The following is an 18,638-nucleotide window of genomic DNA, read 5'->3' as shown; positions in this document are numbered from 1 at the left end:
TTGGTTATTTAGAAAGTTGCACTGCGCGCTGAATGGCCTGTTGGAACGAACCCTTGCGGTCAGCCAGGCCCAGCTTAACCGCTTCGGTAGCATTGTACATTTTGCCGGAGAATACCTCACTGGAGGTGATCTTGCCCGCCCGACCCCGCCGAACGTAGCCCACGAACTCCGACCGACAGGCATTAAGAGTTGCCTGTAGTTCAGCCATCGTTTCGTCCGAAATCGGCTCCACGCCGTTGACGAGCGCTTTGTCGTGGCTCCCGTCTGCCCGGATAATTTGAACTTTGATGCCCTGCTTCTCCAGAGCGGCCGATTGATCCGCCAGCACCATCAGTACACCGATGGAGCCTACACCGCCCACCAGTTGATCTTCCACCATAATTTCGGTGCACTGGCTCAGGACATAATAGGCCGCCGAAGCCGCGAAGGGCGTCCAGCCGACGATCGGTTTACCATGATTCTTGACCGCTTCGGCAAAGGATCGTGTGCTGTCGACCGTACCACCGGGCGAATTAGTTTTCAGCACCGTGGCAATGCTCTGGGGGTCACGACCAACGATATCCAGCCAGCCCATAATGGTTTCGTTGCCGTACGAGCAGAGTTCACCGTTCCGGCTCATGGCCCCATCAATGGGTAAGACCGCCACCCCATTGGGCAGGCGGAAATAGTTAGCGACCCGCTGTTCATACGAGTCAGTAAGCCCAGCTGAGATGGCTGGTTTTTGGGTGAGCAGATTGGTCGGGATGGGGTCTTTGCCGGCTTCGAGTCGGGGCCGAATCAAATCGGCCATGCGTTGGGCATAGCCTGGCTCGATGTACCATTGTCCTGCAAAAGATAAACCGTTCATTCTGGGTTCGTAGGGAATAAGATGCTACAAACATCCCCCGCACAAACGCCAGTTAGTAGGACAAAAAAAAGCCTCCAGAATACTGGAGGCTTACCCGGATCATGGGTTTAGGCGGGCGGGATCATGCCCAAAAACACGCGGGCATCGTTATTAGCCGTTACGCTGGTGTCGAAGGTAACGGCGCTGTTGAAGGTCGTCACGTTGGTTTTTAGAAAGCATCGGGGTAAAGCTGCGGGCGTGCTCATGTTGTAATGACCGTTCCCACCAGCAGCCACGAAGCCAGGCACCCCATCGCCAGTGGCCAGAATACCGATCACGTAACGCTCACCGGCAACCAGGGTGATCGACGAAGCAAAGTAGGCTTTCTTCCAGCCAGTACTGCCCATGTACAATGATCCGGCTTCTGCTTTAGCCAGCACAGCGCCCGTCTTATCGAAAATGGCGACCGCATTGGAAAAGGCCACTGGGTTGTAGATACTTCCGGTTCGGAAAACGTTGAACGTGATCCCACCCACGACGTGCGCGCGCTCGGCTACGATCTGATGAAAGTAGCCCTGTTTTTGTTGCATACCCCCGCTGGTGGTTAGATCGATCAACCGGTCGGTACCCTGCAATACCCCATTAATTGAATCCGGATACGTCAATGGGATGCTGACATTACCTCCACTGGCAGCGGGTGTGGCCCATTTAGTAGCGGTGGTGCCATCCCTGGTCAGCACCTGCCCATCGGTGCCGCCAGTGGGTAAAAGCCGTGGCGTGATCGTTTTCACGTCTGCGGCCACCGCTGCTATTCCGGCCTTTATATCCGTGATTAACTGATCGTACCAGGCCATCGTTAAGCAGCTTTCTGTTGAGCGTAGTAAGCAGCAAAGTCAAACGACGGATTGCCCAGCTGAGCTGTACTCACCGCATCGATGTTTTCACGAGCCTGCTTCTTCTCATCTGCCGTGAATGATTGCACCGCAGATACACTGACCCGCTTAGCCAGGGCTGTTACCACCGAATCCAATACGGTCTTATCCGCATTCAACTGGGTGGCCAGCTCTTTCAAGGTGTCCAGCGCAGCCGGTGCTCCATCAACCAGCGCATTAATAGCGGTACTGATGCTGCTTGAAATCTTGGTCGAAGACCAGGTTGAACCCGTTGCTGTGACTGCATCATTGATACCAGCCGCATTGGCAATCTTGTTGTTCAGCGAGATCAGCGCGGCCACCACGCTGGTCTTGGTCACGTCAGCGGGTAGGCTGCCCAGGTTGCCAATCTGCCCAATGAGGTACTTGTAATCGACAACTACGCTGTCGATAAAATCCTTAATTTCCTGTTCTAACATGGTCTTACTCTGCGTTTAAAGTTGTTTTTGTAAGTTGTAATAGGTGCGCAAATGTGTCTGTATTGTGATTTGGGACGCATCGGTGGCACCTCCTAAATTGGTGACCCCTCCTTCGTTCACGAGTCGAACCGGCTTGTCTGACGAGCGAATCAGTTGAACGGTTACGCCCGTCTGCCGAATCAGCTTGACGGGCGTAACCGTGGGCCGTAATACTTTGATGATGTTCATACTATTCGACCTGAATGTCTAGTTTGACAAAGGCTTCCCGCTCCCCGAGCCGGTCGCCCGTTAACAGCATGAAGTAGCTACCCACCGACAGTTCACCCATCTGAATGGTGTTCAGGTTAACGACTACCGTGTTGGCGTTGGGCCGGGAGATGCCCGCCGATTCGGTCAGGGTAAACACGAGGCCCTTTGCTCCAGACAGTTCCGCGCGAAAGGCGTAGCCCGCCAGGTCCTGGGGCGTCTTTTCATCCTGGAGCATCTCATACGCCCGGCTGAAATGCTCCCGCCGACTGATCTTGATCCGGTCCACCGGCGGGGTTAAATCTTGCTGTGTCATCGGTTTAGTTATCCCACCATGACTTACCGAAGGTTCGGCAGGCCAGGTACATACAATAATTGCGAATTGGCTTGCGTGGCTCCACTTCCTTTAGACGAGCGTACAGTTCTCGATCAGCCAGTCGTCTGGCTTCTTTGGCTCCCAGCGTTTCTTCAAACAGCCGGTTGTCGTACCACCAGTCGTGGAGAATCGTGGCCCGATTATGACGCCCAATAGGGGGGAAAAACCCCCATAATACCATCGGTACCGACGCAAAGTCAGTGGTGTAGCCTTTGGGCACAGTCACTTTGCCCGCTTCCGTATGGAAGGTGACTGAGTTGACCAATACCCACCGATCGGATTTTACGGGATCTTCTTCCTTGTAGCGGACAACGATTAGTTGACGATTCATCCTATAGACCTCCCCGGTTGTCAATGTTGGCTATGTCGCCCTGAATAAGCGCGTAAATCAGGCTCGCTATTGGCGTTTTATCCGTAATGGAAAGTCCTTTCTTTTTCAGGTCGCCCAGCGTAACGGCTTGAAAATAATCCCGTTGGGAGATTGCCCCCACCGTGTTTGCTTCCACTACAAGACCCACTGCATCGACAAAGGCTCCATCTGTCAGACGGGTAATGATCTGATCGGCATAACGCTCCAGCAAAAACTTTCGCTGTTCGCTGGTGATCGCTTCGTCAGTCAAAATCTTCTCCGTAATCGGTTGTCCGCTTTCGCCATCGAGCGTAACGACCCGAATTTGAAGCTTCATGTTGAGATCGTGCGTAATGACAAAATTCTCAAGTATGGCTCGGCGCGGAAACTGACTGACCGGCTCCGCTGATATTTGGGCTTTAATCGTATCCATTGGTAAGTAGTTAAGAGGTTGAGATTGAGTGAACGAGATTACCAGCCCGAAGAAGCCGCCCGTCGCCAGCGGTGGGGATTCTCCGAGGTTTTCCAGTATATGTAGTCTTCACCCCAACAGATAGTCCCGAATGTGCCGTTCGGATCAGTTGGCCCGGTTGGCACGTAACTCGCTTCCAGCCTAAACTGCTGGTGGCCGGTGGCTCCTTTAAGGTGTAGCGTTGCCGAAGGGGCTTCGGTGCCGATGCCAGTGGTGCCATCCCCTTTGATACTCATCAGGTGCTTACTGGATACCGGGTCTTGCCCGGCATAAAATGCGTGGCGGTCGGAAGCACTGCTCACCTGGTATTTTAAGGTGCTGGCCAGAACGCCAAACCCATAGAACTGGTGGTCATTACCATTGGCCCCTCCGTTGTCGTACAGGGCAATTTTTTTGGCTAAAATGTTGGCGGGTAATTTGATCGCATTGACTACTAACAAGCCCGTATTATCCAAAGAGCCCAGGAAACGCTTGGTGGTGGCCGTCAGTTGCTGCCACCACGAAAAGCCGCCCCCAACCGTATTGGCATTCATTAGGGATACATCAGACCCCCCGCCTGTATAATTAGCGCCTACGCTCAGCTTTGCCATGCCTGGCGTGGCGATTGGGGCCGGGTAAACCCCATCTGAGTTCGAGAGGGGGAAAGACGAAAAGGATTTGCCCAACTCCATTTTGGGCAAGTAAAGGTGCGGCTGGGTCGAATTGAACACCACCGTCATGCCGGCCGGTATGGCACTCAGTGGAGCTAAAAACGTTGGGTAAATGGTAGCCTGTGCCATATCCACCACCTTGACCGAAACTACCTTAAACCCATTGTCGGCGTAAGCATAAAACAGAATTCGGTTGTCCGTGTGCCGAACGGCCACCAGGCCCGCGCCGATCGCTCCCCCCATGACCGTGTAGTAATGGGTAAAACCACCCCGGTTGGTAAAATACGCATTGATAACCTGCGGTTCTCCAGAGCTCGAATCCCAGGTTTTACACACCATCTCCACCCGCAAAAAATCGAAGGTGCCACCCGTGGGAGCGGCTAACTCCCCAAATGGGTAATACCGGTACTGTGGCAGGTTCGTCTCAGCCACGGATGTGATGCCCTGCAAACGACCCGCGGGCAGGCCGTTGAGTGTGATAATGTTGGCACTGGGTGTTTGCAGGAGCGCCCCGGATTGATCATCAGCCGTGGCTCCCACGATCATCTTGCCAATGTGATAAACGCTGTCGGTGTTGGCCCCGCCTGGCTGGTTGTCGCCTACCCGGAGCCAGGTCGATAAGTTGCCATTGACCGCCCCCGTCACCCAATCCACCACCCGTTTGAGAGCCGTAATTACGCTGATCACGCGAACGCCCCGGTACCCTTTGTTCGCTAAATCATTGTCGATATCATTCTTGATCGACGTTCCGTCCGCTGCCATAAATCGTTATGAGAAAAAATCGTAAGAGAATCCGTAGGAGAAATCCGCATCAGCACCCAGCGTATCGAGCAGGCCATTATCGGTAAAGAAATAAGCGGGCTGGCGGGTCTCGCACACCCAGCTGAAGGCGTACCCATTGGGCGAGGCCGCATGCTGCGCCAGAAACCGCAGGGGCTGCTTGGGGGTGCCGATTAGTTTCCGCTGCCCGTTGGCATCCTGAATGATGGCCACAAACTTTCGACCCGTCATGCGCTGCACTATCAGCGCCGTGGCCGGGTGATCGTTGGGTACCCGGAGCGCGATGGACTGTGCATACACAACGCCCTGGACTGAGACCGCAGACGACTGTTTGTAGTCGCCCCGATCGGATGGAAATTTCAGCAGTTGAATGACCGCATCTTCGTGCAGCTGTACCCCCGTTTCATTCAGGTTCCAGCCAGCGAGTGCGCCCGACTGGGTGCGCGGGTCGATTAGCTCCCGAACATACCGGGTTTCGATCAGCCAAAGCTTACGAAGTCCCGGCACGTTCGCTTGACCGGCCTGGTTCGGTAGTGCAGGAATAGCAGGGGTCCGGTCTGTTGGAGTCATGGGGCAAAACAAATGCTTTACCCTGCCAAATGGTAGGACGCAAAAAAGGCCCACTTTCTCAATGAAAAGGGCCTTTCTGATAAATGGAGCTAGGTTTTAAGCGTGAAGAAGTCTACGGACGAGTGAACAACTAGTAAAAATTGGTGAATACCCCCCTAAAACAGGTGAATAACCGCCCCAACTTTATTTTCAAATTTTTTAAGCCGGGCCACGTCAGGCAGCCTGGAGCAAGGCCGTCGTCTTTTTATTCATGTAACGCTGGTGATCGCGCCATTTCTTGCGGAGTGTGTCAGCTGATACCATGTCTTCGGTAATACCGTACCGTTCCATGAATGTGCTCACGGCTTCATAATCGGAGATGCCCAGCATTAGGCTTGTTTCCATGCACTCCAGGAATGCTTGGCTAAAGAGGTAGTTCAGCAACTTCGCGACCAGATCGAGCTTACCCGGATGAATGAAGTGATTCTTTAACGAGTCAGGATAATGAAGCGTAATCGAGATTGCTTCTTCAATCTCTGCTTTAGGCAGTACATGCCGAAACCCAACCTTCTCGCAGGCAAGTTCGGCCAGTACACCCAGCATTGACTTTTTCGTCAAATCAATGACGGTGGTGTTATTGCCATAGCGTGCAATAACAAATTGGCGTACATGGGGTTCTCTAACGGGTATACGTGTTTTTAACATTTTGTCGAAATGGGTAAATAACCTATCTTTAATGTCTTCTTAATACACCGCGTACCCTTCCAGTAAGACTTTATAACGCCCCTGTTCCACCAGGGGCGTTACGTTTACAAAAGTCCGATTGGATTCATCAACCTGATAGGACTAGCGATTTGACTCGTAGCCAACCACTTCCCCGCCCGCTTTATCTTCAACAGCAATTAATACCTCGCCAGTCAGAAGCGCTTCGATGTAAGAATGACAGTGCTGGAGGTCTTCAACGCTTTCGCAGTTAACCAGTTTTTTTGCCAGGTTCGCTAGGGCATTCCGCATGACCTGGATCGGCTCCAGTTCTTCTTTCGTGAACATAGCTCTGAGCCTGGCTTCGTGCTTCTCTGCTGCCTTGTTCAACGCGTCTTTGATGGGCGATTCGGCCAGCATGATATACGTCATCTGGGTCAGCAGATAGTTTACTACGTGGTCTTTTTCTTTAAGCGTCATAAAAGTCTTAATTGGTTATGGTGACGGCCGGTTGGCCCGTAAATCCGTCGGATAGCATTATCCTTTCTGTCGTGCGTCAGGTGGCAGTACTGGCATTTGGCCCTGAGATTCCAAAACCGATTATTCTGCACATTATGATCGAGGTGAGCCGTCGTTAAAATGATCATCCACACTTTCCGAGTGGCCGGATCGTACAACTCGCCTATTTCATCATTATAGGCTTCGGCCCAGGCTTTGGCCTCCTTGAAGTTGTCGAACTCGGGTGGTTCGGCATTCTCCGGATCGTACCAGGTGCCCTTTTCCCAATAGCCTACCCGGTAGTTTTTGATGCCGCAAACCTCACAATGGTTTTTGGCCCTATGGACCCTGATCAAATAGCTGATCAGAGTCCACTTTGGGTGGTACTTCTTCCGATTAATCGGCATACCTAAAAGGGCAAATCATCTGAACCAGCTTCAGCTTGTTGATTCAAGTATTGCCCTGGGCCAGACATTGCGGGGGCAGGAGCTGGTGTTTGCCGGGCCAGTGCCTGAGCCTGGGGAGCCGCCACAGCTGCCGATTGCGTGGTGACCACATCAATTTTGTAAACTCTAAGGTTGGTGATCACCATATCTTTACCTTCCCGGCTAGTCACTTTCCGACCATCAAGCCGAAACTTTACCTGAATCATTTGGCCCTTTACCAAATTATCGACCAGGTTAACTTTATCACCTGTCAATTGAAATTCAGGCGTATTTGGGTAGTCCGGATTGTCGGTTAAATCGACGTACAATTTACGAACGAGAAAATTATTTTGCCCTAAAGATTCGGTTGCTTTTGCCCCCAAAAATTTGCCGGTTACTGTTAATTCGTTAGCCATTGGAATTGAAAAATATAAGATGATTAAAAATTGAACTCACAGAATAATGGGGGTATCGACCCGCTTCAGTGTACCCTTCCGAATCCACTCGTCGAGTTCTGCTCTGGTCACATCGACAGTGCCTTCACTATCGACATTCAGCAACTCGACGTTGGCCCCGTATCGACCACTGGGAAAGTGACCGAACAGGCAGGTAACAATCCACAACTGACCGTTTCCATCCACGTATTTCTGCCAGCGGAACACGCCCGATGGTCGGTCGTTGATTTGCACTATTTTGGTTTGCACCACAGTTGTCTCTTTATTTTCCATCGTTTTTTCTGAAAAATTGGGCCGCGTATTTCTACCACACCACCACAAAAAGTTAACTGATTGACTTTTAGAGAATTGAGGGGCCTTCTCTGTGGTATTTTTGTGGTAGCCATTATTACAAAAACCACACTACCACCGCTTTACCACACGTTTACCACAGCTCTACCACAGATTTATTACACTCAACTATTTATTACTTAATTACTTACTACACCCTTTGCCCTCTCTGTGGTAGCGTGGTACTGTTTTTCCTCTTTTTTTTTGATTAGCGTTCTGCCTTCTCTAGTCGTCGCCCTTTCCAATCAATCCCCAATGCATCAGAGAGCTTGCTATAAGTCATTGCGCATGAGCCCGATACCGAGCGTTTGTGGCCGTTGGCGTCGTCGCCTTCGCCGGGCATGAAGCGGATGTTTTTGAAAAACTTGTCGGGGTCGTTCGCGCCTTCAAAGGCAATCATCTCCTGTTTGAGCGTATCACGGTCAGCTGGAGCCTTCCAAAACGTTTGCCGGTAGCGTTGGGCATAAATTGTATAAAGCGAAGGAAAGCGTAGGAAAACCATGTCTCCTTCAAACCGGAAATGCACGTCCTCCTGAATGCCGCCCTGCTCGTACTGATTCTGCATTAGTTCGAAGAATTCAGACAGTGCGGTTTTCTCCGACTGCACCTGGTGTTGGCGTAGGATGGCCTTGCTGCCGATCTCGACAAACCGTTCCAAAACATCGTCATCGCCTTCTACCTCAAATTGCAGCTGAATCTTGCCGAATACCTGAAGGATGTACGGAATGCACAGTACCCGCGCCATATTTGATATTAGGCGTTCTACCGGCTTGTCGTGCCGAACGGCTTCTTTCAGGGCATTATATAGGTCATCATAAGCCTGTTTGACGCCCTGGGCAATTAGGGGCCGGTGAGCCAGCATTTCGAGCGTTACGCAGCTGAGCCCATCCTGCTCCACATCCCGAAACCGGGCGAAGGCTTCGACCTGATCGTCGGTCTTCTGTTGCTCCACAATGGGCACGAATACACAGCGGGAAAAGAAGATCGGATTCTCCGGAATATAGTTACTTGTTAGGGCCAGGGCGCTGTAGATATCGACCGTATCGACTCCGCTCGAACTGTTCTCGTCCGCTTTGATGTAGCCATTGTCATCGTAAGCCGATTGCAACAGCCCTTCGAATGGAAACTCATTATTGTACTCGTCCATCCAGATCAGGCTGTTGCTGGCCTGTGACATGACCCGAACCAGCCCGGCTTCGGTATTTTTGGACTTGAGGTTGGCCACCGCTTCATGAAGGCTGAATAATCGGCAGAGCGATCGCACGAGCGATGATTTACCCGACGATGCACCACCCTTCAGATACAGGATTGGGCTGGCGCTGGTGTGCTTCACGATCAGGTCACGAAAAAGCGACATGAGGTAGAAGCAAGCCGGTATAATTGCATTGTCGTACTTGTGGATTTGAACCAGGTGCGAAAACCAGATATTGAAGGTCATGTCGCCTGGCTTCAATGTAAACAGGTGTTGACGCTTCTTTTTGACCACTGGCATCGACAGACATAGTTCGGTACCATCGGCCATTTTCGCGGTCACAATGCCAAACTCATCCGGTTCCAACACTTGCCCATTCACCGCTTTGTTGGCGAAGAAGAAAACACCCGAGTCGGTATGATACCCCAGCCGGGTTACCTTCTGAGCCTGCGGGAAATTCATCTTGAACAGATGTTGCCACAATTCGCCCAGGTAGGCGTCGGTCAGCTTCAGCGCCAGCCGGTGGCTGGCCAGCTTGTTTTTGAGCTTGGTCGCGGAGCAAAACTCATCGTGGGTGATTTCGATGTAAATCGGCTCTTTCCGGCCACGCACCACCACTTCCAGAATCCAGGTCTTTTCCTCATTCTCGTCTTCAGTACAATACTTAACGAAAATCTGAAAATTCTCAGCGACGCAAATCCAGTTTTTGGTACCCCAAATCCAGATACCATAATCCCGGTAATCTACAGTTTCAAAAACGTACTCCTTCTTTTCTTTCGGCTTGGCCTTTTCGACTGCCACCTGACCATTGTCCTGATCATCTTGGCCGACAGTTGGGGCATCATCCGTTTTAATAATCTCCTCTTTTGCCGGTTTCTCCTTCTTTTTTGAACCAGGTTTTGATACATCGATGCCGTGCTGTTTTGCAATGTCAAAGAATTTCCAGGGAGTGGTGAACCGGCATTTGGCGACGGCCTCATTGAACTTCTCGTCGGTTTTGGCCGAATCGTATTTCTCGCTGATCTGGCTAATCCGGTGAAAGAGATCCCGGCCATTTTCGCCCAGGGTGCTCATACAAAAAGCGAGCATCAGCCAACCTGTATGAGCCACGTTGTTGTGGTACTCATCATCGGTAATGTTGACTTTTGCGGCTTCAATTCGCTCGACTACGACCAGAACGTGCCTGTATACGTCATCAGCATCTTTTACAATCTGGTGTTCGGTTTTGGGCTTCTTGGCCTGTTGGTGTTCCTCCAGAGCAAGACCCCTGTACATATAGCTCTCCGCCTGCTCATTGACGAAAGCCTGACCATCATGAGGTAGAAAGCAAGCCCGGCTTACGTCAGAGCCACTGGCGTCAACATCCAGGCCATATGTTTGCCGAATGTAAATGGCGATATCAGCAAAGAAACCTTTGTGGCGTTCCGGCTCGTCAGCTAAGCCAGGTACGTCAACAACCATTTTCAGCCCGGTGCCAGTGGGTGAGGTAAAGAGCAGCAACGTGTGCGGATCGGCTTGCAGCTGGAGCCGGGTTTCGAACATATTGGCAACTTTATCAAAGTCCAGGCAGATCAGCCCCGAATGCTGTTTCAGATTCGCCACCAGGCGAGTAGGTGAGAACGAACCCGAAAACGTTACGTAATCCAGATCGCCTTTGATCAACTTCTGAATATCGGGTTCAAAGTTGCGCAGTTCACGAGTGGCCATCTCGTAGGTTGGGCCACTGATCATGGCCACGACATCCGCCAGGGTCACGGTGTGGGTTGGCTTCTTGATCTTGATGCCGCCTTTGAAAAAGCTAAACAGGTAGGTACTCAGGCGCGGCCCGTCGGTACGGTTGTCACTCATTGTCGTAACGGTCATTAGGGTTGGAGACCAGGCTACTGTAAATCGATTCGATAGCCTCAGGGCAAATAATCACGGCCAGATACAGCAGCCAGAACAGTAAGCCCCCAAAAAGTCGGGACAAAAAAGACATCATAAAAAAGATGGATGAGAGTGGCGCGTCGGCCGATCGACCGACGCGATTCCAAAGCTGGAGCAATGTTATTCGCGGCAAAAGGACAGTTTCACCAGGTGAGTTGGCTGGACAATTGACAGCTGTAGTTCAGCCAGCATCTGCCAGTAACAGGCATTGTTTCCGACACGAGCCAGCTTCAACTCAGTCATCAAGAAGCGTTTCAATAGACTCAGCTCACGTCCACCGATTACCACATTATGCCCTTCAACCAGCGTATGGGCTTCCTCTGGAGAATAATTGTTCATCCATGAATCCAGATCACTAAGCTCTTGAGCACTTAGAGTGTAGGTTGGCTTGTTTCCCCACAGATCACAGAGCAGAGCAGAAAAGATTCGACGCTTAAGTAGCGGATGCAGGCCAGCGGGCATGGCAATGACGAAGGGCTGAAAATTGTTCAGTAAGGGCATTACTGGGCGAACAGTGGGCTTGTAAACACTAAATAGTTTGAACATCCTTGTATTGGTTTAGAGATTAATCGTTGCAACCGTAGCGGTTATTGGTGGTCTGCTGAATGAATGCGGAGATGTTGCTAAGTACTTCCACACTAGGAACTGACGTGGGTTTGGCATCTGGGTTTTCATGTCTCCAGGCGTGCCAGGTTTCGATTTTATTCTGGGCTTCCAGCAATACCAGATCAGGCGCGTTAGCAAGTGTACCAGCCTGATATTGCTCAATGATTGTATCTAGGGTCATAATTGTCTGATTTAGTTGAACACCACTTATTGCACTTTCTTTAAATTCTGTCGTTTAAGCCGGTTCGTCTGGTTGGCCTTTTGCTTTTGAAAAAACTTTACAGACTCTTCCACCAATCGTGTAAATTCCGGATCAGCCACCCGGCCCAACCAGGCATTTTTCCAGCGAGTAGCGTAAGTCAGACGGTCTAATTCTGGATTTTGCAAGACTACCCAATTGATGACATCCTGCTGCCCAATTCCATCAGGCAAGCTCTGGCGAGCTACAAGCATTTTCTCTCGCCATTCCTGTGCAGCACTGACCGACTGCAATGCTTTTCTGACCATCTGTAAATCCATTAATACCGTTTGATTATTGTTACCTTGCTGCTACACTTTTGGGTCGTATATTAGCACTACTAAAAATAGTACTACACATTTTGGTAGTGCTAAATAACACAACTAAAATGTGTATTACAACTATTAGTTGTAAAATATTTTATCCATGCAATCACTTGCCCAAATGATTAAGTCCCTTAGGACGATTAAAGGCTTGACGCAAAAAGACTTAGCTGAAATGTTGGGTCTGAAATACCAATCTGTACAGAAATGGGAGTCGGGGAAAGGAAAACCAACTACTTCACAACTATTAGATGTGTCAAAGGCATTGGGTGTAACTATCGCCGACCTTATAGAAGGGCGATTGCCGAACGATATGGAGCCAGAGACAGGTTTCTTTGCGGAGGGTAACATCGCATCTGTCAGACCTAACATCTCCGAATTCTATGTACAGGTACCTTATCTATCCGCACGTGCCCAAGCGGGCATACCTTTAATGACTTACGATAATTTTACGTTGAACTGGATCGAAGAGACTTACCCCGTATTCTTGCCCATTATCGCCATTAGTGAGAGGCATTTGATTATTGAGATTGCAGGTGACAGCATGGAACCTGAAATTAAAGGAGGCGCGTTAGTGCTAGCCGAAGCGGTTCAGAAAAATGATATTAAGTATGAGTCAGGTGGAGTCTACGCAGTGCTTTATGCAGGTAACCGTTTCGTTGTTAAACGAATAAAGACCAATACCCTCAATACTAATGGCACCCTGAAACTATGGTCTGATAATGACAAATACGGGCATATCGATGTACACGGAGAAGATATCCTCTATATGTGGAAAGTCGTAGAAAAGGTCAGAGAAGCAGTACGATAACTATTAGCTAAACTCAATATCAGTGCAAACAATGTCTACATCGAAAAGCGCCAACAAAAAGTCTAGTTGGCTAAAAATCAGCATCATTACAGTTGTTTCAATTTTTGCGCTACTGATAGTAGCTGGTTTGTTAGCTCCAGCTAAACCGAAGCTGGAGCAAGTAAGCCGCAAGGCTGAAACGAAAAATGGGGGGGAAGCACCAGGTGCTTCTGTAAACGTGGTTCATGGTGGGAAGGTGTACGATTGGGCTAGTTTGCCTGCGTCAATTAAAACGCAAGTGGGCAATTTCCATTTGTACTATAACGGTGGGTGGGCTACTCCGCGCAATTCAACGGAGTTTAAAAAAGAGGATGGGTTCTACGTAAAAGCGTTGATTGACAACAAGATGTTGGCTGAACTAAGTCAATCCAATGCTTTCAAACCGGAAGAGGTACTGGCAGAGAAGCCGATTTTTCTCTACGGTAAGTATAAGAATCGGTGGACCTTCCAAGACCAGGGCGGAAACGAGATTAGTGAAACCGAAAAGTTCGACGGCTTTGATACAATTGAGGTAGTACGTGAGGGACAGACCGATACAGTGTGGATAGGGCCAATACCGAATAAACCGGTTCAAATGACTATTCTGTTGAGAGGTGACGACTTAGACACAAAGCCAGTTTTTAGCCTAAAATAATGGCAAGAAAATGGCGAGAAATATCTTATAATGGCAAGCTCTGACCTGATTGAAAGTGCCTTTACAGCCCAATTAGCCCTATTTTGCAACGGTGCGGTTTATAGTTCGAATCTCTCCGTCTCCACAAAAAAATGCAAACTCCTCAAAATGTTGATTTTGAGGAGTTTGCATTTTAGACTATATCTAACGATTATGAATAATATAAAATTCTGTATTTTAAATAAATTAATCCATGAAGATTTTTGATTAGATCATAGTGAAATGCAGCAGATACCTGAAACGAAAAAGAAAGCAATCGAAGAGTACTATGATAGGCTACAAGAAAAATGTCTAGCTGTTGGGCGTGAATCATTTCATTCGGCTGAGATCGAGGCTTTTGCTGAAAACCATCACTTTATCAGTGATTTTGAAAAATGGCTAGAGGTGCTCAATAAAAGACCTGAAAAGACAATGCTTGAGGCTTCATTAAGAGAATATCAATTTTCTTTGCTAGCTGTAATCCAAGGACAATATCGTCATGCTTATTCTAGCCTTAGATTGTTTTTAGAATTGGCTTTGGGAGCTGTATATCTTTCTGCAAATGAATTAGAACTTAGAGTTTGGTTACGCAGTCAAAGGGATTTACAATGGAGTCCAATAATAGGTGAAAACGGAATTTTTACTAAGCGTTTCGTTGATGCCTTCTTCGAGGAATTGACCGAAGAAGCACCCCATTATTGCACAATTGCAAGAACAGTTTATAGGGAGTGTTCAGAGTTCGTTCATGGTAATGCTCATACACATGATGTTATTCCTGAACAAATAAAGTTTGATACCATTCTATTTAAACAATGGTTAGAAAACGCAAGAAGTATTAGAATGGTAATTTGTTTTTCATTTTGTGTTAGATATTTAACTTCCTTAGATTCCGAAAGTAAGTCGAAACTTGAATTAGCTGTACTTGGAGAGCTAAACCATTTGCGCCCAATAAGAACTTTTTTTGAATCTTAATTGCCAAGTTAGTATGGAAGATTTATTTTACAGAACTGAAGATATTAAACTAGATGAAATTTTAAAATATTTCGTTGAAACTTCTACTGACAGGACTATAGTGAATTCTTTGAAAAGTAGAAACCCAGTTATTGTTGTAGGCAGTAGAGGAGTAGGTAAATCCTTTCTTCTAAGAACAGCAGAAGCTGAGATGATGAAAGTGTTCGATGAGCAGAGAGTATTTCCCGTTTATATAACTTTTATAAAAAGCTCACTTATATACTCTAGCAATGATAATGCTTTTCAAAGCTGGATGTTAGCTAAAATAACCTCAAAGATTATAAGAGATCTTCAAAAAGCAGGGTTAATTCATAATGTTTCAAGTAACTTTTCAATACTGGCCGGTAGCACGGAAAATATTTCTACTTATAAAACTAAGCTTGAAGAACTAACAGAGAATTTTGAAAATTCTTATAAAAAGCCTGGAGAAGCTATAGACACTAGGTTAGTTCCGACAGTTGAAGTATTCAAGGAAGCTATTGAAGATATTTGCCATTTAGCAAATATTAATAGAATTGTATTATTTATAGATGAAGCAGCTCATATTTTTATTCCTTCTCAGCAAAGACAATTTTTTACGTTATTTAGAGATTTAAGAAGTCCATATCTTACATGTAATGCAGCAGTATATCCTGGCGTGACTTCGTATGGAGAAACCTTCCAACCAGTCCATGATGCCACAATGCTGGCCATAGATAGAGATGTTACTTCAGACAATTACATAGCTAATATGAAAGAGATTGTCCAGAAGCAGGCTGGTAGCAGTTTAATGAGCAGTATCACAAAGCGAGGTCAATTATTTGCAACTTTAGCCTATGCTGCAAATGGTAATCCAAGAATATTATTAAAAACATTAAACTTAGCCCCAGACCTTTCTAATAATGCAATTAATGAGTTAATTAGAGAATATTATCGAACAACGGTTTGGGCCGAACATTCCTTACTTTCCGAAAAATATGAAGGTCATAGGGCACTCATTGATTGGGGAAGAAGATTTATTGAGCAAACAGTTTTGCCAGAGCTTTATAGGAAAAATTTACAATACCAAGAAGATGATAAAAAGACGACTTGCTTTTTTTGGATTCACAGAGATGCTCCACAGATAGTTAAAGAGGCAATAAGAATATTGGCATATACAGGTATAGTTACTGAACATGGTCTAGGTATTAAAGCAACTAGATCAGAAATTGGGACGAGATATATGGTCAATTTAGGGTGCTTATTTGCTTTAGACCCAAATCCAGCTCAAAATGCATTTAATGTGGCAAAACAGCTGACCATTAAGCGAATGAGCGAGTACGGGGCAAATCACCTTATATTTCAACAGTTAGCAGCTTCTATTAAAACATTTAATGGAAGTGGTATGATTGATGTCTTGAATAAACAACTAACGAAACCTATTAATGTACTTGATATACCGAAATGGCAAAAAAATGCAATAGAAAGCGTAGGGGTGAAGACTATCGAACAAATACTTAATGCTTCAGAGCAAAAATTAAAAGAAGCTTTTTATATTGGCGATGTACGTTCTCGTAGAATAAAGAATGCAGCAGTAAGTGCAGTCTATGAGTATATTTCAGGATAAATGTGGTGTTCGTTTCATTGTAAAGCTGTATTAGATATTAGCTAAAGTAGAATAATGACGACTAATCTAAGAGAATGAAGTTTTAGATTAAATACTCTATCAATGAACCTTTATTGTAAAATACTATCATTATTCTTTATTTAAATCTAAACTGCTACTCTTTTCTGTTGCTTTTAATTAGAAATAGCGTTTAAGTGATGATCCCTCCTCATCCTTGCCTTGCTTCTAACAATGGTTCAATCGAAATAGCTGCTTCGTTTCTTTTTAAATTAGTTTCAATATATTTCACTGAGTTGGGAAAATGATCAACTTCAGTTGTCCCAATGATACCCGTTCCATGATTTCCATTTGCTTGTGTGATATAAGTTTGCCCCATCTTTTCCCGGATCAGATCTACACTTGAAAACTCAAGATCAACTGCTCTGAGGGTTTTGACGCGTATCACTATTGACTATCATTAACTATCTTACCCCTAAAGCCAAATAAACTTTAAAAACCGTCGGGGGCGATGGTCGTAGGGGGTGAGTTTGAATTGCTTTCGGCGAGGACTGTACCGATAATAGCGGGTACCTACGCGTACGGTTTGGGTCGCGGAGACGGTGGCCGGATTCAGATCGTCTTCCAGCGTATGGATACTACCGTGCGTCTGCTCGGCAAGCTGGTAGTAATCGGGTTGGTACGCCCGCGCCGTATCGCTGCCGGTCGTGCCGCAAAGCACCACATGAACCGGTTTGGTTAACCGCTTCAGTAGGCCCATATCCTTTACCTGACTCAGGTTGTCGGCCACTAAAATGAGATGCCGGGCCTGGGGGAATTCAGTCTGTGCCCGTAGGAGCGCTTCCACCGTATTTTCCCCATCATCCTTGTTGTTGACCGTATTCCGGGCCGCATCCAGCAAAAGGGGCAGGGTGCTGGCCGAATGAACATCCCGGCTGATATACATCTGGCCGGGTAAACCACCGGGGCGTGTTTGCTGCCCCAGACTATCGCAATCCGTAAAAAAGACGAATCCCTGCGGAGAAATAGCCGCCGTGTTTTTCCTGAACCAGGTAAGCAGTTGCGTGGTATAGGGATACATGCTCGTCGTCATATCGCAAACGATCACGGCGGCTGGCCACTGCCGTAGGTTTCGGTCTAAAACCCGGTACGTCGTGGAGTCGCTGCCAAAGTCGCCGGTTTGCACCTGGTGAATAATGGCCGCTTCTTCGAGGCTGAACGCAACGGGTTGCCCACGGTGAATTTGTTCCGTCAATGCGGTTCGCAGGGCCGTTTGGATCGGTAGGGGTGGTATCGATTCTGTAGCGTATCGGAGCCGGGGCGGATCGAATTGGGGAGACGACGTTACCTCAGCTCGTGCGCGATTAATCCGGCTCACAGCAGGAGCGGGTAGGGACGATTCGGGCCGGAGCGCTGGTTGAGGCCGGGGACTTTCCAACGGCCGCAACCGGGTTGGCCGATTCGTTGCCAGTTCCGGAGGAACCCGCCGATCGGAGCGGGTATACACCCATAACCAGCCCAGCATGGTGACCAGGACTACACCCAGACTGATCCAAAGTGCCCCCCGCCACCTGCGCCCACGTTGGCGCTGGCGTTTCAGCCGTTCCCAATCCGCGGGTATGTAGGCAGGCTGGTGGGCTGCCAGCGACTGGCGTACCCAGTCGTGGAGACGCTTATCGTTTTGTTCGCTCATGGTTGGGCATGGTTTGGGCGCTTAAGGCCAGCCGTAACCGCCGGTTAGCTTCAGTTAAGTGCGATCGCGATGTACTCTCGGCAATGGCCAGTCGCTGGGCAATTTCGGCATGGGTGTACCCCTCCAGGACATAGAGGCTAAACACGAGCCGATAGGGAACGGGCAACTGATGCAGGACCGCCAGAATATGCTCAGCCGAAAGCTGGGCAAAAATAGCGTCTTCGTTGAGATAAGGCTCTACTAACTCATAATCAACTCCTTGCAGTGGAATATCGGCGGCCCGCTGGCGGTTTTTGCGGTAATAGTCCAGCGCCGTATTGACCAGGATGCGCCGGAGCCAGGGCAAAAGAGCATCCTCCTGCTTTAGGGAATCCAGATGCCTGAATGCTTTTAAAAAGCTGTCATTCAGGATTTCACGGGCATCTTCGGGGTTACTGGCATAGGCCAGGCAAACCGACAGGGCATAGCTGTAGTATCGTTCATAAAACGCTTGTTGGGCGGGTTCCTCACCCCGACGACAGCCTTGCAGCAAGGCCTGAAGTGATTGGTCGATCAA

At 48.2% G+C, this 18,638-nt stretch carries 26 protein-coding genes; 4 read left to right on the top strand and 22 right to left on the bottom strand.

What is annotated here, in order from left to right; translation table 11 throughout:
- Positions 1 to 4: 4 nt before the first annotated feature.
- The 19 genes from ACYVAM_RS00520 to ACYVAM_RS00430 form a co-directional block, all read right to left on the bottom strand.
- The gene (locus ACYVAM_RS00520) at positions 5 to 847 is read right to left on the bottom strand and encodes a S49 family peptidase (RefSeq protein WP_461062842.1); all 843 of its coding nucleotides are present in this window, start codon (positions 845 to 847) and stop codon (positions 5 to 7) included.
- 107 nt (positions 848 to 954) lie between these two features.
- On the bottom strand, positions 955 to 1,680 hold the full coding sequence (locus tag ACYVAM_RS00515) for a hypothetical protein (protein ID WP_461062840.1): 726 nt from the start codon (positions 1,678 to 1,680) through the stop codon (positions 955 to 957).
- Between the two features lie 2 nt (positions 1,681 to 1,682).
- On the bottom strand, positions 1,683 to 2,177 hold the full coding sequence (locus ACYVAM_RS00510; RefSeq protein WP_461062838.1) for a hypothetical protein: 495 nt from the start codon (positions 2,175 to 2,177) through the stop codon (positions 1,683 to 1,685).
- 15 nt (positions 2,178 to 2,192) lie between these two features.
- Positions 2,193 to 2,405: a hypothetical protein gene (locus ACYVAM_RS00505; RefSeq protein WP_461062836.1), complete on the bottom strand. Its 213-nt coding sequence runs from the start codon at positions 2,403 to 2,405 to the stop codon at positions 2,193 to 2,195.
- A gap of 1 nt (position 2,406) precedes the next feature.
- On the bottom strand, positions 2,407 to 2,739 hold the full coding sequence (locus ACYVAM_RS00500; protein ID WP_461062834.1) for a hypothetical protein: 333 nt from the start codon (positions 2,737 to 2,739) through the stop codon (positions 2,407 to 2,409).
- Positions 2,740 to 2,743: 4 nt separating this feature from the next.
- Positions 2,744 to 3,130, bottom strand: coding sequence for a DUF1353 domain-containing protein (locus tag ACYVAM_RS00495; RefSeq protein ID WP_461062832.1), 387 nt, complete (start codon positions 3,128 to 3,130; stop codon positions 2,744 to 2,746).
- Between the two features lies 1 nt (position 3,131).
- On the bottom strand, positions 3,132 to 3,581 hold the full coding sequence (locus ACYVAM_RS00490; RefSeq protein ID WP_461062830.1) for a hypothetical protein: 450 nt from the start codon (positions 3,579 to 3,581) through the stop codon (positions 3,132 to 3,134).
- A gap of 38 nt (positions 3,582 to 3,619) precedes the next feature.
- On the bottom strand, positions 3,620 to 5,032 hold the full coding sequence (locus tag ACYVAM_RS00485; protein WP_461062828.1) for a hypothetical protein: 1,413 nt from the start codon (positions 5,030 to 5,032) through the stop codon (positions 3,620 to 3,622).
- A 6-nt stretch (positions 5,033 to 5,038) separates the two neighbouring features.
- Entirely contained in the window at positions 5,039 to 5,620 is a 582-nt protein-coding gene (locus tag ACYVAM_RS00480; RefSeq protein ID WP_461062826.1) for a hypothetical protein, read from the bottom strand.
- Positions 5,621 to 5,833: 213 nt separating this feature from the next.
- Positions 5,834 to 6,304, bottom strand: a complete 471-nt coding sequence (locus ACYVAM_RS00475; RefSeq protein ID WP_461062824.1) for a hypothetical protein — start codon at positions 6,302 to 6,304, stop codon at positions 5,834 to 5,836.
- A gap of 141 nt (positions 6,305 to 6,445) precedes the next feature.
- The gene (locus tag ACYVAM_RS00470) at positions 6,446 to 6,781 is read right to left on the bottom strand and encodes a hypothetical protein (RefSeq protein ID WP_461062822.1); all 336 of its coding nucleotides are present in this window, start codon (positions 6,779 to 6,781) and stop codon (positions 6,446 to 6,448) included.
- Positions 6,778 to 7,206 carry a hypothetical protein gene (locus tag ACYVAM_RS00465; protein ID WP_461062821.1) on the bottom strand — a complete coding sequence of 143 codons (429 nt, stop codon included), beginning with the start codon at positions 7,204 to 7,206 and terminating at the stop codon, positions 6,778 to 6,780. The genes ACYVAM_RS00470 and ACYVAM_RS00465 overlap by 4 nt, the downstream gene beginning before the upstream one ends.
- Before the next feature lie 2 nt (positions 7,207 to 7,208).
- Positions 7,209 to 7,640 (bottom strand): DUF3127 domain-containing protein, encoded by a 432-nt coding sequence (locus tag ACYVAM_RS00460; protein WP_461062819.1) that lies wholly within the window; start codon positions 7,638 to 7,640, stop codon positions 7,209 to 7,211.
- Between the two features lie 36 nt (positions 7,641 to 7,676).
- Positions 7,677 to 7,952: a hypothetical protein gene (locus ACYVAM_RS00455; protein ID WP_461062817.1), complete on the bottom strand. Its 276-nt coding sequence runs from the start codon at positions 7,950 to 7,952 to the stop codon at positions 7,677 to 7,679.
- Positions 7,953 to 8,217: 265 nt separating this feature from the next.
- Positions 8,218 to 11,049 (bottom strand): BT4734/BF3469 family protein, encoded by a 2,832-nt coding sequence (locus ACYVAM_RS00450; protein ID WP_461062815.1) that lies wholly within the window; start codon positions 11,047 to 11,049, stop codon positions 8,218 to 8,220.
- Positions 11,042 to 11,182 carry a hypothetical protein gene (locus tag ACYVAM_RS00445; protein WP_461062813.1) on the bottom strand — a complete coding sequence of 47 codons (141 nt, stop codon included), beginning with the start codon at positions 11,180 to 11,182 and terminating at the stop codon, positions 11,042 to 11,044. Before ACYVAM_RS00445 ends, ACYVAM_RS00450 begins: the two co-directional genes overlap by 8 nt.
- A 65-nt stretch (positions 11,183 to 11,247) precedes the next feature.
- Positions 11,248 to 11,673 (bottom strand): hypothetical protein, encoded by a 426-nt coding sequence (locus ACYVAM_RS00440; protein ID WP_461062811.1) that lies wholly within the window; start codon positions 11,671 to 11,673, stop codon positions 11,248 to 11,250.
- A gap of 19 nt (positions 11,674 to 11,692) precedes the next feature.
- Complete coding sequence (locus ACYVAM_RS00435; RefSeq protein WP_461062809.1) at positions 11,693 to 11,914, bottom strand: hypothetical protein; 222 nt, start codon at positions 11,912 to 11,914, stop codon at positions 11,693 to 11,695.
- 26 nt (positions 11,915 to 11,940) lie between these two features.
- Entirely contained in the window at positions 11,941 to 12,252 is a 312-nt protein-coding gene (locus ACYVAM_RS00430; RefSeq protein WP_461062807.1) for a hypothetical protein, read from the bottom strand.
- 145 nt (positions 12,253 to 12,397) lie between these two features.
- Between ACYVAM_RS00430 and ACYVAM_RS00425 the strand changes: the two genes are divergently transcribed.
- The 4 genes from ACYVAM_RS00425 (at position 12,398) to ACYVAM_RS00410 (ending at position 16,392) form a co-directional block, all read left to right on the top strand.
- Positions 12,398 to 13,105: an XRE family transcriptional regulator gene (locus ACYVAM_RS00425; RefSeq protein ID WP_461062805.1), complete on the top strand. Its 708-nt coding sequence runs from the start codon at positions 12,398 to 12,400 to the stop codon at positions 13,103 to 13,105.
- Positions 13,106 to 13,136: 31 nt separating this feature from the next.
- Positions 13,137 to 13,778 (top strand): hypothetical protein, encoded by a 642-nt coding sequence (locus ACYVAM_RS00420; RefSeq protein WP_461062803.1) that lies wholly within the window; start codon positions 13,137 to 13,139, stop codon positions 13,776 to 13,778.
- A 261-nt stretch (positions 13,779 to 14,039) separates the two neighbouring features.
- A complete protein-coding gene (locus tag ACYVAM_RS00415) occupies positions 14,040 to 14,768 on the top strand; it encodes a hypothetical protein (protein ID WP_461062801.1) in 729 nt (242 codons plus the stop codon).
- A 13-nt stretch (positions 14,769 to 14,781) separates the two neighbouring features.
- Entirely contained in the window at positions 14,782 to 16,392 is a 1,611-nt protein-coding gene (locus ACYVAM_RS00410) for an ORC-CDC6 family AAA ATPase (RefSeq protein ID WP_461062799.1), read from the top strand.
- A 208-nt stretch (positions 16,393 to 16,600) separates the two neighbouring features.
- Here ACYVAM_RS00410 and ACYVAM_RS00405 read toward each other — a convergent pair whose 3' ends face one another.
- Genes ACYVAM_RS00405 through ACYVAM_RS00395 form a run of 3 tightly spaced genes read right to left on the bottom strand, consistent with a single transcriptional unit; the run spans position 16,601 to position 18,638 of the window.
- The gene (locus ACYVAM_RS00405; protein WP_461062797.1) at positions 16,601 to 16,837 is read right to left on the bottom strand and encodes a hypothetical protein; all 237 of its coding nucleotides are present in this window, start codon (positions 16,835 to 16,837) and stop codon (positions 16,601 to 16,603) included.
- A 27-nt stretch (positions 16,838 to 16,864) separates the two neighbouring features.
- Positions 16,865 to 18,082: a hypothetical protein gene (locus tag ACYVAM_RS00400; protein ID WP_461062795.1), complete on the bottom strand. Its 1,218-nt coding sequence runs from the start codon at positions 18,080 to 18,082 to the stop codon at positions 16,865 to 16,867.
- Positions 18,063 to 18,638, bottom strand: coding sequence for an RNA polymerase sigma factor (locus tag ACYVAM_RS00395; protein ID WP_461062793.1), 576 nt, complete (start codon positions 18,636 to 18,638; stop codon positions 18,063 to 18,065). The genes ACYVAM_RS00400 and ACYVAM_RS00395 overlap by 20 nt, the downstream gene beginning before the upstream one ends.

It is taken from the genome of Spirosoma horti, assembly GCF_054776595.1.
This window is presented reverse-complemented; position numbering and strand designations above follow the sequence as displayed.